At 55.6% G+C, this 16031-nt stretch carries 6 protein-coding genes; all 6 read right to left on the bottom strand.

The genetic code is table 11. From position 1 onward, the window contains the following. Positions 1 to 98: 98 nt before the first annotated feature. Positions 99 to 3227: an efflux RND transporter permease subunit gene (locus H598_RS0106225; protein WP_028112244.1), complete on the bottom strand. Its 3129-nt coding sequence runs from the start codon at positions 3225 to 3227 to the stop codon at positions 99 to 101. Beyond that, the gene (locus H598_RS0106220; RefSeq protein ID WP_028112243.1) at positions 3227 to 4300 is read right to left on the bottom strand and encodes an efflux RND transporter periplasmic adaptor subunit; all 1074 of its coding nucleotides are present in this window, start codon (positions 4298 to 4300) and stop codon (positions 3227 to 3229) included. Before H598_RS0106220 ends, H598_RS0106225 begins: the two co-directional genes overlap by 1 nt. A 239-nt stretch (positions 4301 to 4539) precedes the next feature. After that, the gene (locus tag H598_RS0106215) at positions 4540 to 6450 is read right to left on the bottom strand and encodes a methyl-accepting chemotaxis protein (protein WP_028112242.1); all 1911 of its coding nucleotides are present in this window, start codon (positions 6448 to 6450) and stop codon (positions 4540 to 4542) included. Positions 6451 to 6730: 280 nt separating this feature from the next. Further along, complete coding sequence (locus H598_RS0106210) at positions 6731 to 9349, bottom strand: TonB-dependent receptor plug domain-containing protein (RefSeq protein ID WP_245595563.1); 2619 nt, start codon at positions 9347 to 9349, stop codon at positions 6731 to 6733. A gap of 619 nt (positions 9350 to 9968) precedes the next feature. Then, on the bottom strand, positions 9969 to 12749 hold the full coding sequence (locus H598_RS0106205) for a TonB-dependent receptor (RefSeq protein WP_028112240.1): 2781 nt from the start codon (positions 12747 to 12749) through the stop codon (positions 9969 to 9971). Positions 12750 to 13445: 696 nt separating this feature from the next. Continuing rightward, positions 13446 to 15962 carry a TonB-dependent receptor plug domain-containing protein gene (locus H598_RS0106200; RefSeq protein WP_028112239.1) on the bottom strand — a complete coding sequence of 839 codons (2517 nt, stop codon included), beginning with the start codon at positions 15960 to 15962 and terminating at the stop codon, positions 13446 to 13448. Positions 15963 to 16031 lie beyond the last annotated feature (69 nt).

Genomic DNA, 16031 nt, shown 5'->3' with positions numbered 1-16031 from the left:
GCCAAACAAAGGGATACGCAGGCCGAACCAACAACGGGGGGAGCAGTCACAAAAACGCCACCGAAACGGTGGCGTTTTTTCACTCTTCCTGGGCCGCGCTAACGATTACCACGCCGCTTCAGCAGATACACATCGTCGTCCGCCAACTCGCTGTCCAGTTGCCTGGCCACAAACTCCGGCGACTGGGTATAGCGCGCCAGCAGGTTGTACACCACCGGAATCACCAACAGGGTGAAAAAGGTGGCCACCAGAATGCCGGTCAACACCACCACCCCAATCACAAAGCGGGTTTCTGAGCCGGCTCCGGACGCCATCACCAACGGAATGGCGCCTGCCGCAGTGGTAATGCCGGTCATCAGAATCGGCCGCAGTCGCTGCACCGAGGCGTCGATGATCGCCTGCTCAAACTTCACCCCTTTGTCCCGCAACTGGTTGGCAAACTCGACAATCAGGATGCCGTTTTTCGCCGCCAGTCCCACCAGCATGATGATGCCAATCTCGGAGTAGATGTTGAGGCTTTGGTCGGTAAAATAGAGTCCCAGCAAGGCGCCAAAGGTCGCCAGTGGCACCGTCAACATGATCACCAGCGGATGGATGTAGCTTTCAAACTGAGCCGCCAGCACCAGGAACACCACCACCAGCGCCAGGGCAAAGACGAACACCACGGCGTCGCCCGACTCCTCGTAGTCCTGCGAGGCACCCTTGTAGCTGACCACCGCATCGATGGGCAGCAATTCGTTCACCAGGCCATTGAGGTAGGCCAGCGCCTCCCCCTGGGTGTAACCATCGGCCAGGTTGGACTCGATGGTGATGGCGCGCATGCGGTTATAGCGATTCAGCCTAGGCGCATCGGCGTACTCCTCTACCCTCACCAGGTTGGCCAGCGGGATCAATTCACCGGTTGAACCGGAACGCACGTACAGATTGCTCATGTCGGCCGCGGTGTTCTGGTTGTCCCGCTGCCCTTCGATGATAACGTCGTACTCCTTGCCCTGTTGCTCAAAGGTGGTCACCACCCGCGACCCCAGCATCGACTCCAGCGTCCGGCCGATGGTGTTCACCGACACGCCGAGATCGCCGGCCCGATCCCGATCAATCACCACCCGCAACTGCGGCTTGGTTTCCTTGTAATCGTGATCCAGGCCGATGAGGTTGGGGTTGTTCTTGGCCTCGGCCAGGATCAAGTCCCGCCATTGGGCCAGCTGTTCATAACTGCCGCCGCCGATCACAAACTGCACCGGCTTGCCCACGCCCCGTCCAAAGGCCTGGCGCATGATCGGGAACGCCCGCACTCCACTGAGGTCTGCCAGGCGACTGCGAATATCGGCCATGATCTCAAAGGCACTGCGACGGCTGCCCCAGTCCTCCAGATTGATGATGGCCATGCCACCGGAGAAATCGGCGATGCTGCCCCAGCCACGGGGGGCGCGAATCAGCAACCGTTTGATTTCACCAGCTTCCACCAGTGGCATCAACCGGTGCTCAATCTCGTCCATATAGTCTTTCATGAAGGTGTAGCTGGCGCCTTGGGGGCCGTTGATAAACACAAACATCGAGCCCCGATCCTCCTTCGGCGCGAACTCCGACGGCACCTTGGAAAACAGAAAGCCGCTGCCCGCCATGGCCACGATCACTATGGTCACCACCAACAGCGGGTTTTTGAGCCATTGCTCCAGCGAACGCCGATAGCGCGCCTTGGCCGCTTCCACCGCCTGGTCGACCTTTTTCACCAACCAGGGCTCCTGATCCGCCGGCTGCAGCAGTTTGGAACACATCATCGGACTCAGGGTCAACGCCACCAGTGAGGAAAATGCCACCGCCGCGCTCATGGCGATGGAGAACTCTCGAAACAGCTTGCCAAGATCCCCCTCGAGGAAACCAATGGGCATAAATACCGAGATCAGCACCAAAGTGGTGGCCACGACCGCAAACGCCACCTGACGGCCTCCGAGAAAGGCCGCCTTCAGGGGCGACTCCCCCTCCTCGACCCGGCGGTGAATGTTTTCCAACATCACGATGGCGTCATCCACCACCATGCCGATGGCCAGAATCAGCGCCAACAGCGTCAACAGGTTGATGGAAAAGTCCAGCGCATACAGCACCACAAAGGTGGCCAGTAGCGATACCGGCACCGTGACCGCCGGAATCAACATCGCTCGCACACTACCCAGAAACAGATAGATCACCACAATCACCAGCAGCATGGCGATGCCCAGGGTGGTGTACACCTCGTCAATGGAGGCCTGCACAAACACCGACGCGTCATAGGAGCGCTTAATGGCCATTCCATCCGGCAGCGTCTGGTTCAGCTCCGCCACCAGCTTGTGCACCGCCCGGGCCACCTCCAGGGTGTTGGCGGTGGACTGGCGACTGACCCCCAAGCCGATCATCGACTCGGTATTGCCCCGAAACGCAATCCGCTCCTCCTCCGACGCCAGCTCCACGTGAGCCACGTCCGCCAGGCGGATAAGATACCCATCGTCACCGCGGCCAACCACCAGCTTGGCAAAGTCTTCCGGGGCAATAAAGCTGCGCTGAACCCGCACCGAAAAGTGGCGATTCTCAGACTCGATGCTACCGGCGGGCAGTTCGACGTTGTCCGCCCTGAGCGCGGTCTCGATGTCCGCCACCGTTAAACTTCGGGCGGCCAGCGCCTGGCGGTCCACCCAGATTCGAATGGCGTACACCTTGCCGCCGCCAACGCGAATGTTGGCCACACCGTCGATGACACTCAACCGGTCCACCAGGTAACGGCGGGCATAATCGGTCAATTGCAGGGTGTCCATGCGCTCTGACTGCAGGTTGAGCCACATGATCACTTCCGAGCTGCCAGAAGCCTTTTGCACCTCCGGGGGATCCGCCTCATCCGGCAGGTTGTTGAGCAGTCCAGAGACCCGATCCCGAACGTCGTTAGCCGCCGCATCGATGTCCCGCTCGATGTTGAACTCCAGCGTCACCGACGAACGACCGTCACGGCTGGATGAGGTGATGTTCTTGATCCCTTCGATACCGGCGATGCGGTCTTCGATGATCTGGGTAATCCGGGTTTCCACCACCGCCGCCGAAGCGCCGCGGTAGTTAGTGGAGATGTCCACCACCGGCGGGTCGATGTTGGGGTACTCCCGCAGTGGCAGCTTATCAAAGGAGACCAGGCCGAAGGCGATCAGCAGCAGGCTGATCACCGAAGCAAATACCGGCCGCTTGACCGACAGATCCGTTAATACCATCAGCCCACTCCCTGGACGCTGAAGCGTTCACTGGTCCGGGTCTTGACCTCCTGACCGGGACGCACCTTCATAATGCCCCGAGTGACCACCTGCTCGCCGCCGTCCACGCCGGAGAGGATTTCCACCTTGCCGCGAACCCTCAGGCCCACCTCGACTTCACGCTGTTCAATTTTATTGTCGGCATTGACCACAAACAGGTAGTGACGCTGCTGCAGGGGAATGATCGCTTCTTCCGGCACCACCAGCGTGTCCCGCTGCTCGGTAATTAACTTTAGGGTCATCAACATTCCGGGGCGCAGTGCCAGGTCGCGGTTATCGATGTTGGCCCGAACCACCAGCGCTCGGGTCACCGGATCGATGCGGCTGTCGATACTGGCGACGGTACCTGTAAACACCCGCCCGGGGAAGGCGGCGGCGGTGGCTTCTACCTCGCGGCCTTTTTTCAGCCGCGACAGGAACCTTTCCGGTACCGGAAAGTCCAGTTTCACCACGTCGATGTCATCCAGGGTGGTGACCTCGGTTCCCGGAGTCACCAGGGCGCCGGGGCTGACCTCTCTAAACCCCAGTACCCCCTTGAAAGGGCTGCGCAGATAGCGGGCATCCAGCTCCGCCTGATACTGTGCCAGCGTCGCCCGGGCCACATCGATGGAGGTGGCCCGCTTATCCAGCTCGGAACTGGCGATGGTTTTGGCCTTGACCAGGCCTTTAATGCGGTTGTATTCGCGGTTCTGCTCCTGCAGGTTGGCCTTGGCGGCGCGCAACTTGGCTTGCTGCTCTCCGTCTCTGAGGGTCACCAGCAGGGTATCGGCCTCGACGATCTGGCCGTCTTCGAAGTGCACCGCCTCTACGGTCTCGGTGACTTTCACCGACAACACCACCGACTCCCGGGCCTTGACCGTTCCCAGGGCTTCCACTTCCCGCCGCATCGGCTCCCTTACTACGTCAGTCACCACCACCGAGGGCATGGGACGTTGGCCTCGCTGGCCGGGATCCGCCTTGCCGCTTTCCTTGTAATACACCGCTGAGCCTAACGCCAGGCTCAGCAGTACTCCGGCAACGATTGTTTTTTTCATTGTTATGGGCCTAAGTTGATTGCTTGTTGTTGGTGCTACGCAAAACGCGCCTCATTAAGGGTAACAATCCCCCGGCGGATTCTCAGCAGCCGCTTGTGAAGCAGTTAACACTCTTTGGTAACGAACTGTGACAGAAAGGTAAATAACGGATGAACTGAGCAGAAATGCAGCAAAAAGCCCACCAAAGTGGGCTTTTTGCGATTCAGACTGAATAGGCAGTCAATCGATAACCGTTATGGTCAGATTTTAAAGCGACCGACCAGCAGTTCCAAATCTCCGGCCTGGTCCGACAAGGCCTGACTGGCACTAGCCATCTCGGCCGCGGTGCGAGTGTTACGCTCGGTACCATCGTTGATGTTGGTGACGTGTTCGGTAATCTGAGTCACGACGCTGGACTGCTCCTCGGTAGCGGTAGCCACCTGAACATTGAGGTCGGCGATGGCCCTTATCTGCTCGGCAATCTGGGTCAGAGATTCACGGGTGCGCTGCGCCGCCTGAGTGCCATCGACGGCCTGTTGGCGACCGCTGGCCACCGCGTCCACCGCCCGGCCGGCTTCGCTCTGCAGGGTGCCAATCATCTGCTGAATCTCTTCGGTGGACTCGTTGGTTCGCTGTGCCAGGTTGCGAACCTCATCGGCCACCACCGCAAAGCCACGTCCCTGCTCCCCAGCCCGAGCCGCTTCGATGGCCGCGTTCAGGGCCAGCAGGTTGGTCTGTTCTGACACCGAACGAATCACCTCCAGCACCGAGCCGATGTCATTGCTGTGGCGGGCAAGGGATTCGATCACCTCGCTGGCGCGCTCCATCTCGGCCGCCATGGTGTTGATGGTGGTGCTGGACTCCTCCACCACCACCATGGCATCACCGGCTTCCCGGTTAGCCTGTTCGGCTACATCGGCGGCCTCGGCGGCATTGCGGGCGATCTCGCCAATGGTCAGCCCCATCTCTTCGATGGCGGACGCGGCTACGATGGTTTCATCACGCTGCGTCTCACTGTCTTCTCTGGTCGTCTGGGCACTGGCCGAGACCTCTCCTGCGGCGGTGCGCAGCAGGCTGGAGGTTTCTGACACCTCGCCAATGGCCAACTGAATCTTGCCAATAAAGCTGTTAAAACCGGCACCGACCCGGGCCAGCTCAGAACGGCCCTGATCGCTGAGGCGATGGCGCAGGTCCCCTTCCCCCTCTCCCATGTCATGGAACACATCGGCCAATTGGTTGATGGGACGGGACAGAGAGCGGGACAGCACCACGCCTAGGGCAGAACACGCCACCAGAACCAACAGGGCCCACAAGGCAATGGTATTGCGCGACGCATTCAGTTCGGCATACAACTCTGCCTTAGGCACCTCGGAGATCAGGTACCACCCCAGGCTGTCGACGTAACTGGAGGCGATGATGCGCTCATCGTCTTCGACAAAGCCAAACTCCTGTCGGTTGAGCAACTGCTGCCAGTCAACGTTACCGTGCAGGCCTGCCAGACTCAGGGAGTTGCTGCCGGTTTTCTGCGGATGCACCATCACCTCACCCTGGGCGTCCACCAGGTAGACGAACCCGGTTTTCTCAATTCGAAACTGATTCAGATAGGTCAGCATGTCATCGAAGGAGCGGGAGATACCGGCGAAGCCGCGTCCATTCAACTGCTGATAGTTAACAAACAGATCGGTGTTGCCTTCCGGGTAGGTGTACAGGCTAGCCTGGCTGGCCTTGCCGCTGTCACGAAACGCGTAAAACCAACCATCCAGCTGATCGCGCTGCAGACGACGCAGGAACCCCTGCTGATTCCAGTAATCTGCGGTCTGGCGGTCGCCAAAACTGGCATTGCTGAGATCGTATTTCTGGGCAATGCGGCCCAGATAGGCCACCAGTTGCTGTTCGTCGAGGGCATCGGCCCCTTGCTCTAAGGCCTGCAGGGCGAACTCGTTGCTGGCAATGCTGTAGGAGATGGCGTTCATCACGCTGATCTCGCGGTCGATGGCATTGCGAATGCGCAGTGACAGGCTCGGCAGTTCAGACTGCTGCATCCGGGTTACCAGCAGCTTGCGAGCTTCGAACTGGCTGATGGCGCCGATCACCACCGTCGAGGCCAGGACCGCCACGATCACGATCATCATCAGCCGTTTTTGAATGGTCAGGTTGTGCAGATTAAACATAGGTGGTTTCCGTCTCTGGGCTTCCCATCACGGGACTCTCTGGCATTCACCCCTGAATCGGAGCTGAACGCATCTCAAACAGAGCGGCAATTATGAACAAAACTTTCAGAATTGAAAGCAAAAACACATCAGAGCTGATGTTTTAGACGATAGTGTCAACTGAATGGTGAAAAGTGCTGGTTATTTGCCCAAAATCCAAAATGAACAGCATTTAATTACAAGCCGCAAACAGAAAAAAGCCCCGACCTGGTCGGGGCTTTACCATCAAACAAAAATCGACTTAGAAAGTGACTTCGGCAGACAGGTAGAACTCACGGCCAATCACGTTGTAGTAACCGCGATTGTAGTGAGGCCAGCTCTTCTGAGTGGCATCGATTTCCGGCTCGGCGTCAAACAGGTTGTTGATACCACCGGTGAAGCGCCAGGCATCGTAGTTGTAGCTGCCCATCAGGTTCACTTCAACATGGCTGTCCACTTCGACGTCGTACTCGTCTTGAATGCCCCACTCGAGGAAGCTGTCCTTGTTTTCGGCGTGGTAGCTGTCGATGTACTTAACCAGCAGGTTGACGCCGATGTCATCGTAGGTCCAACCGGTGTTGAAGTTGGCACGCAGTTTCGGTGCGGAATCTTCACCACCCAGTTTGTTGATAGGGTCAGACTCGGCAGTCAGCTGCTCTTCCCACTTGGTCAGGAAGGTCCCGTCCAGAGAGAACTTCAAGTCGCCCAGGTTACCGGCTTCCAGCAGGTAAGAGACACTGAAGTCGATACCAGAGGTTTCCTGGCTGGACATGTTGATGGCCTGGGTGTTGACCTGCACCAGTTGACCATTGGCGTCGCGCTCGATCTTATCGGCATATACATCAGCGTGATCCAGAATGTACTGAGCGGTAGGATCGCTCACCAGATCGTCAATTTCTACGTTCCAGTAATCGACGCTCATGTTCAAGCCTTCGTAATCCCACACCACACCCAGGTTCCAGTTGGTACCGGTTTCCTCTTTCAGGTTCGGGTTGGCGCCAATGGTGATAGGCAGGGAATCGATCTTCTGACACTCAGGAGAGTTTGGATCGCCACTGGCTTCACAACGTGGGGTATCGACAACACCAGCATAAGCCCGGGTGGGGTCGCCAAACAGGCGCTGCATGTCCGGAGCACGGAAGGTTTCCGCGAACAGGCCGCGAAGCAGCAACTCATCCATCGGACGGTACTCGAACGACACCTGAGGAGTGAATCGGCCGCCCACATCAGACAGGTCGTCATAGTAGTCGTAACGACCTGCAGCGGTCACCACCAGCTCATCGATCACTGGAATGGCAAATTCGGCGTAACCGGCGTACTGCTTACGAGCACCTTCGGCAGAGCTGCCGCCCTTACCCAGCACACCACCAACAGAGGTGAAGGAGTCATCGGCGCTGAAGAACCACTCACGGCCGTATTCCACACCGGCGGCGTAGGCGATAGGACCGGCTGGCAACTCCCATGCTTCACCGCTGATGCCAAAGGAGATCACGCTCAGGGTAGACTCACCGCGCTTATTGCCCTGGTAGCCTATGGCCGCCGCGTCTTCCGCGGAGATCTCGTTCAGAATAGACTGACCGCCATCGGAAACGATGTAATCAAACATGCCTTGAACCGTCGGGCTGCCTTCGCTGACGGTGTTGACTTTCTGGCGGGCAAAAGACCAGCTCAGATCGTATTCGATGTCTTCGGTCAGGTAACCTTCCAGTCCTGTCAGGAAGGAGAAGTTGTTGGTCTCAAAGTCGGTACGGCGTGGGCCCATCTCCAACAAACGACGGGTGTAGTAGTACTGACCATCGTCAAAACCGGCAAAATCGCCACCGAAGGCGGTAGAGCCTGCTGCTGCCGCGCCAGTAATGGTCTGCTGCATGTCAGGGAAGGCCTGAGACTTAACGATCACGTCGTCGCCAACCACATTAAACAAAAAGTCGTTGTTACCAAAGGTCGCCGGCTCGATCTCGGTGTACACCTCGGAGTGGGTGTAATCCATGCGGCCATACAGCTGGTGATCCGCATTCAGCTCACGGGTGAAGTTGATCATGGTGGACAGACGCTGCTGCTCCGGCATGAAATCACGCATGGCGGAACGATCGAAACCACAGCGGTCGCTATGATACTTCATGCCACGATCGGTACATTCTTGCTCGCTCAGAGTCTTGAGCACTTCATCATTTGTTGTGGCAGGAATATCCTTGTACAGGGTCGCGCCATAAGTACTGTAGCCGGCATAGGCTGCACCAGGAATGAGATCCGTGCCCCACTCTGGGCGATCGGTGCCCTTCAACGCTTCCCGATCATCGTATTCCACGAAGAAGGTGACGTTAGAGGTGTCATTACTGGTACCGGTCAGGAAGGAGATGTTGTTGCGCTGCATTCCACCGTCTTCGGTATCGCTGAAGCGATACTTAACCGTGGTTTCATCAACATCTTTCTTCAAAATGATGTTAATTACCCCGCCCATGGCGTCGGAACCATAAATCGCCGAGGCGCCGGTAGTCAGGATCTCAATACGTTCGATGGCACCCAGCGGCATATTGGCGGTATCAACAAAGTTGTCTGTACCACCCGCTGCGAATGGGTATTTAGGCACACGTTTGCCGTTGATCAGGGTCAGAACACGACCGGCACCCACACCACGCAGGTTTACGGAAGAGGCTGCAGGAGTAAAGCCATGCACTTCCTGCTGGCTCATGGAGCCGCCGGAGTTCTGGGACAGGTTGTCCAGTACATCCTGAACGGAGTTGAAACCGCCCTTTTCAATGCTCTCTGAGCTGATAACCACCAGCGGAGAAGCGGTTTCCATGTCGGTACGCTTAATGCGTGAACCGGTTACTTCAATGCGTTCTACGTCTTGACTTACTTCTTCTTCAGCAACAGCCACGCCGCTCACTAAAGTTGCGGTTGCCAAAGTGCCCAGCAACGCTCCCTTAACTGCTCGTGACACAATCGATTGCATCATCATCGTTATTATCTCCATTTAGCGACTTTGCGCTAATACATCTGATTAATTGTTATGCAAAGGTTACTCCAACCTCACGATGATGCTGCATTTAATACCACCTCCTGTCAGTGATCCAAATCACACTCAATTTATTAACAAAAGGTTGAATCTGTCACCACAATGTAAAGTCGCCGCTATTTTTAAAGCGGAAAAACAGGCAACAACGACGAACGCATCTACAAATTAAGTGCGTTAATCAAAAGTTAATTATTGATGAGTTGAAGACGGGGTGTAGAAAAAAATAAATCAGATTCGAAATTTAAGTGCTGCTTTTTTAGCCTGAATGAAAAGAACTTTCTTTGTCACTAATGGCATTGAGGATCTGAATTCGGTCACATTCCAACCACAGGTGATTTGTTTTTCATTCGAAATATTCTCGGCTTGATATCGCTCCCGTTTATTTAGTCATACTGTTTTACATATTAAGTACAAACCAGATCGACCTTCTCATCATAAAAAAGGCGACCCGAAGGTCGCCTTTTTAAACACTCAACGTTAATTAGAACTTAACGCCGGCCTTCACGTAGAAGTAGCGGCCCAGTACGTCGTAGGTGTACGGGTCAGTGTTGGAGTCGTTGTTGCCGGAGTAGTATGGAGGCTCTTCATCCAACAGGTTGTTAATACCACCGGAGATGGTCACGGTATCGGTCACATGATACGCACCTGAGATATCGTGGTAGACGATGGAATCCACACTCGGCGCGTAACAGTCGCTCGGATCATCCTTACAGCTGAAGGAATCCATGCCATCGATGTAACGCAGCTCGTAGTTGGCGCTCCAGTCATCGCCGGCGGCAGTCAGAGTGAAGTTACTCTTGAACTCGGCGTAAGCACCGCTGCCAGACGTGATGTAACCGGTGTAATCAAGGATGTTGCCATCCTGATCGCGCTCTTCGAACTCATCCAGGATGGAGGTATCCAGGCTGGCACGCCAGTCCAGACCCGCGGCTTCGAAGGCGTACGCAATGTTGATGTCGTAACCGGAGGTCAAGGCACCACCCAGGTTCTGCAGGCCGTTGTCAAAACTGATGCGACCACTGCCGTCGATGGCAATGTTCGACGCCTGACACAGGGCGGTAGACGCGTTGATCAGGTTACCGCCGGCATCCATACACTGGTTAGCAATGTAGTTGGAATCCACGGAGCTGATGGCGTTGGAGATTTCAATGTTGTAGTAGTCCAGTGTCAAAGACAGACCGTCAACAAAGCTTGGCTCATACACCACACCGACGGTGTAGATGTCGGCTTCTTCCGGAGTCAGCAACTCGTTACCGCCCACGGTCACTTCGGCCTGAGTCTGGTCAGTTGCCGGGTGAGTGATCTGGTCAAACGAAGGAGACTTACCTCCGTAGAGCTCATCAACGGTCGGAGCACGGTAAGCGGTAGACGCCACACCACGAACCATCAGGTCGCTGTTTACCCGCCAGGTCAGACCCAGCTTCCAGGTGTAATCATCACCGAAGGTGCTGTAATCGAAGTAACGTGCCGCTGCACTCAGTTCAACGTTTTCGGCCAGGAACATGTCGGACAGAACCGGAACCAGGAATTCAACGTAGGCTTCGTCAACGGTGAAAGAACCTGAAGTTGGCTCAACACGCGGATCGTTGGCCAGGCCCTGTGCGGTCAGAGAATCCGGAGTGTACTTGGCAGACTCACGGCGGTGCTCGTAACCGGTGGCAAAACCCACGTAACCCGCAGGCAGTTCAAACAGCTCACCGCTCAGTGTGGCGGCCACGATGTCCATCTCACTGCTACCGGCATTCAGCTCGGTGTAGATGAACGGCGCGATGCTCTCACCCTGCCAGGAGGACTGCAGGAAGGGGTCAAAATCGCCCGCCTGTACGGCGTCGTTGATGGCACCGATGTTGTGCAGGTTCGCCAGGGTATCGATGGAGTCGTTACGGCCCTTGTTGTAGGACACGTCCCAGCCCCAGCCATTGTCGAACTCACCTTCAAAGCCGACAACAACACGCAAGGTATCGACGGTCTGAGAGAATTCACGGTTACCGGTATCGCTCATACGACGGCCGTAGCTCAGCTCTTCACCAGGCTGGACCCAAGGCAGCAGGTCGTCGGTCATCCAACCGCCGGCGCTGATTGGATCATAGACCCACGCTTCGCTGTTCCAGATAGGCTGAGGCGCCATCTGCTGCTCGGACCAACGCTTGGTGTACATCACTTCGGAGAAGAAGGTTGCATTGTCCGCCACCTCGTAAGAGCCGTTGGCCGTTACGTTGATGCGCTGCATGGGGGTGAACAGGTAGCTGGTCGCCGAGTAGTTGTATTTGTCGGCGTTAGTGAAATCGTGGTATTCGCCACCACGGCCACTCAGGTCCGCTTCACTCATGCCATCGTGGTACTCGAATACCGGAATCTGATTGCCATCGTCGTCCAGTACCGGGTTACCAGCATCATCCAGCTTGGCGACATAACCGCCGTAAGTGCCAGAATCGCCAATGGCATAGGCGCCATCAGGGCCAGTACCGACAATACCAAAGTTGTTGTCGCCCCAGATGTGACCGCCTTCGGCGTAGGAGCTACCACCACAGTAAGGTGCGCTACCGTCGCCAGCTTCGTTCAGCGGACATTTTGAGAAATCACGGTCGGCCTGAGACGCTTCACCGCGGTCGGTGTACTGAACACCCAATACCAGGTGACCTTTGTCGAAAGCAGTACCCAGGGTAAAGTCGATGCTGGACTCTTTGGCATCGCCTTCACCGGACATGCCGTACTGAGCGTTCATCTCAAAGCCTTCGAAATCACGCTTGAGGATGATGTTCACTACACCGGCAACCGCATCGGTACCGTAAACCGCAGAAGCGCCGTCCTTCAGTACTTCAATGCGCTGAACCATAGAAACGGGGATGGTGTTCAGATCCACAGTGGAGGCCGCACCGGTACCGGACGCAATCATACGACGACCGTTAACCAGAACCAGCGTACGCTGAGAACCCAGGCCGCGCAGGTTAATGCGGGAGTTACCGCCAGAGCCGTTGTTGATGCCGGGGTTGGTCATGGCACCGCCGGCGGCGGTCAAGGTTTGCAGTACGCCATCAATGGAGGTGGCGCCAGATGCAGAGATGGCGGATGAATCAATCACGGTAACCGGGCTGGATCCTTCCATGTCGGCACGCTTAATGCGAGAGCCGGTTACTTCAATACGTTCAACACTGTCTTCGCCTTCAGCAGCTACGGTAGTAAAACCAGTAAATGCTGTTGCGCCGGCTGCAACCAGCATGGCGCGACGAACTGCCTTAGAAACAGTCGAATGGGTTGTCATTATAATTCTCCCTGAACAGCACTTTTCAGTTAACGAAAGCGCCTACTTATTCATTTTTGTTGATAAAGAGTTATTCACTCTTTGTTAAATGCTGCACCGACAGGCAACATTGTGTCAACCTGATGACAGTTTCACAAATGTTAAAAATGTATGAGAATTGTTTTTAACAGATTAGTAATTACCCCATCAAATTGAGTTAAACCTCACAAAATCGAATGTAGGGGGTAAAAAACGTCAGTTTCGCCCGCATTACCAGCAACATTTGCGCAACAAAAAAGATCGCTTTTTTTATGTAAATTTCTCGAACTGGATAATTGACTAGTTATTCGCTACATCAGACGATTACGCCCAAAAAGCAAGCGTGATCAAGATCTAATATTTGCTGGAGAGTGTGAGCGCGGAAGGATCTCGCGTATGAACTGAAATGAAAGGAGAAATCACTATAGAGAACCGCCGGCGGTAGAAAAAGCCAGCAGGAATATTAACTATCAACGACTTCAAAAGAATAAAAACGGGCATCCAATAAGCAGGTTTGGCACCATAAACCCCTACCGAACCAACATCACACACTGGCGAAATATGAGATCTATGCACGCACTGGGTGAATTTCGAACCGCCTTGGTGTTTTTTACCTCCACCTACCTGTACACATAAAAAAGGGGCAGCGTCTGCTGCCCCTGCCAATCAAATCTCAGCTTAGAAACGAACCGATACACCACCGAAGTAGGTGCGACCGATGGTCTCATACACCTCAGGCACGGTGCCCGCATCGTTGCCATTTGGAACCATTGGCGGCTCCTCGTTGGTCAGGTTACGAACACCAATGGTGGCGCTGACCGAATCGGTAAAGAAGTAGGTACCGGACACATTGTGATAGGTAATGGAGTCAATCTTCTCACCAGAGTTCAGTTCGTCCATGGAGCCGATGTAGCGAGCCGAATACAGCACCGAGAAATCGTCGTAGGCCGCGGTCAGGGTGAAGTTGTTCTTTACCTCCGCGTAGCCACCGAACATACCACCAACGGTACCGGTGTAATCGACACCATCCTGCTCAAACTCGATCAGATAGGTCAGATCGTTGTTAATGCGCCAGTCCAGACCCAATGCCTCAAAGTTGTAGTGAGCATTGAAATCCACACCGCTGGTGTCCTGATAGCCAACGTTGGTCAGCGGGCTGGTCAGGTTCTCCAGGTTGCCATCTGGGGTAATGTTGAAGGTTTCACAGGCACTGACATCACCATCATGGCACGCGTTTAAACCGGCTTGTACATCCATACGGGCAATGGCGTTATCGATCTTGAACGACCAGTAGTCCAGGGTAAATGACAGGCCATCCACATAGCTGGGTGCGTACACCAGGCCGACCGTCAACGAGTCGGACTCTTCCGCCTGCAGATCCTCATCCGAGGTTCTATTAACCAGAATCTGCGGATCCTGGGCATTGCCCCATGGGTCGATGAGGTAATCGTAGGAACCGGTATTACCGCCGTACAGCTCGGAAACGTTAGGGGCACGGAAACCGGTGGCGACGACGCTACGCAGCATCAAGTCATCGGTCGCTTCCCAGGTCAGACCCACTTTCCAGGTGGTGGCACCACCAAAGGTGTTGTACTCATCGTAGCGAAGCGCAAATTCCGCCGTCAGCGAGTCGGTTACCGGAATCGCCACCTCTTCATAGATGGAGAAAACGTTGTAATCACCGTCGGTGGGATCCTGCTGTGCCGCGGTGCCTTCACCGGCAACAATCACCGGATCCGGGTTGTAGTAGCCACTTTCATAGCGGTACTCGGCGCCCAGTGCGAACGACACCATACCGGCATCCACTTCAAACAGATCGCCACTGATGACACCGGCGACGATGTGCTGATCGTTGCCACCGTCGTTGGTTTCAACAAAAGAGATATCATCAATGTAACCGGCGATGTCATCGGGATTGCCACTGAACCAATCATCCTGATTGGCGTAGATGGAGTCTTCCATCTTAACCGCATTGATGGAGTTCTTTACCCTGGTATCGGCACGGTTACGGCCATAGGTGTAGGACAAATCCCAGTCCATGCCTTCATTGATGTCCGCCACACCAGACAACCCGGCGGAAGCACGAATGGTATCGGTTTCCTGCTCATAGATACGTGGGCCAGCTTCCACCATACGGCGACGGTAGTTAACCCGGCCGGTGTCATCGGCGGTGATGCCGGCAGCCAGCATCTCATCGGTCAGGGTGATGCAACGATCCGGGTCCGCACCGGCTTCGCCACACACATCCAACATCACGTCTGCCGGCTGCGGGGCCATCTGCTGGCTGGATTCGCGGCGGGTATACAGCACATCAGCGGTAAACACCATGTCGTTGTCCAACTCCTGAGTGGTGTTGGCAAACACACTGTACTTGGTGCTGGGGGTCTGCAGATAGCTGTCTTCGGTATAATCGTAACCGCTGTCCCGCTCTTTCCAGGTGCCATCCTCATTAGGCACGTAACCGCCCAGGTTGCCACCAGGCACAAAAGAGCTTGATCCAGGCGGAACCCAGGCGCGATCGGCCTGCATCACTTCACCGCGATCGGTGTAGGAGAAACCCACGGTGTAGTTGGCGCTGTCGGTAGAGGTACCGTACAGTGCGGAGATCTCGATGTTCTCGCCGTCACTCTCTTCGGTAATGTCGCCGTTAACATCAAATTGGAAGCCTTCGAAGTCGGTTTTGGTGATGATGTTCACTACCCCGGCAATGGCGTCAGAGCCATACACCGCAGATGCGCCATCTTTCAGCACTTCGATACGTTGAATCATGGCGACCGGGATGGTATTCAGATCCACGGCACTGTCGGCGCCAGAGCCGGAATTCACCATACGGCGACCATTGAGCAACACCAAGGTGCGGTTGGCACCCATGCCACGCAAATCCACCTGAGCCACGCCATCGGCGCCATTGTTGGTGGTCGAGCCTACCGCTGCCCCAGCCATCGATGGCTGAGATTGCAGCACCTGATCCACCGAGGTGTAACCTTCGGCTTTAATGGTGGCAGAATCGATCACCGTTACCGGTGACGCGGTTTCCATGTCCTGGCGCTGAATACGAGAACCAGTGACCTGAATGCGCTCCACATCCTCCATGCCCTCTTCGGCATTGGCCATGCTCACCGCCATCACCGGCGCCATGGCACCGGCCACCATTCCCAAACGCACGGCTCTAGCCAGAATCGTCTGATTCTTCATCCCTTACTCCCTAATGTGCTTTTTGTTGTAATCGTTAACGGTCCGCCGTTATTTGTTTAATATTCTGCG

Origin of the sequence: Ferrimonas kyonanensis DSM 18153, from assembly GCF_000425405.1 — a bacterium.
Classification (GTDB): domain Bacteria; phylum Pseudomonadota; class Gammaproteobacteria; order Enterobacterales; family Shewanellaceae; genus Ferrimonas; species Ferrimonas kyonanensis.
Note: the sequence above shows the minus strand (reverse complement) of the source record. Positions and strands in the feature narration are given on the sequence as shown.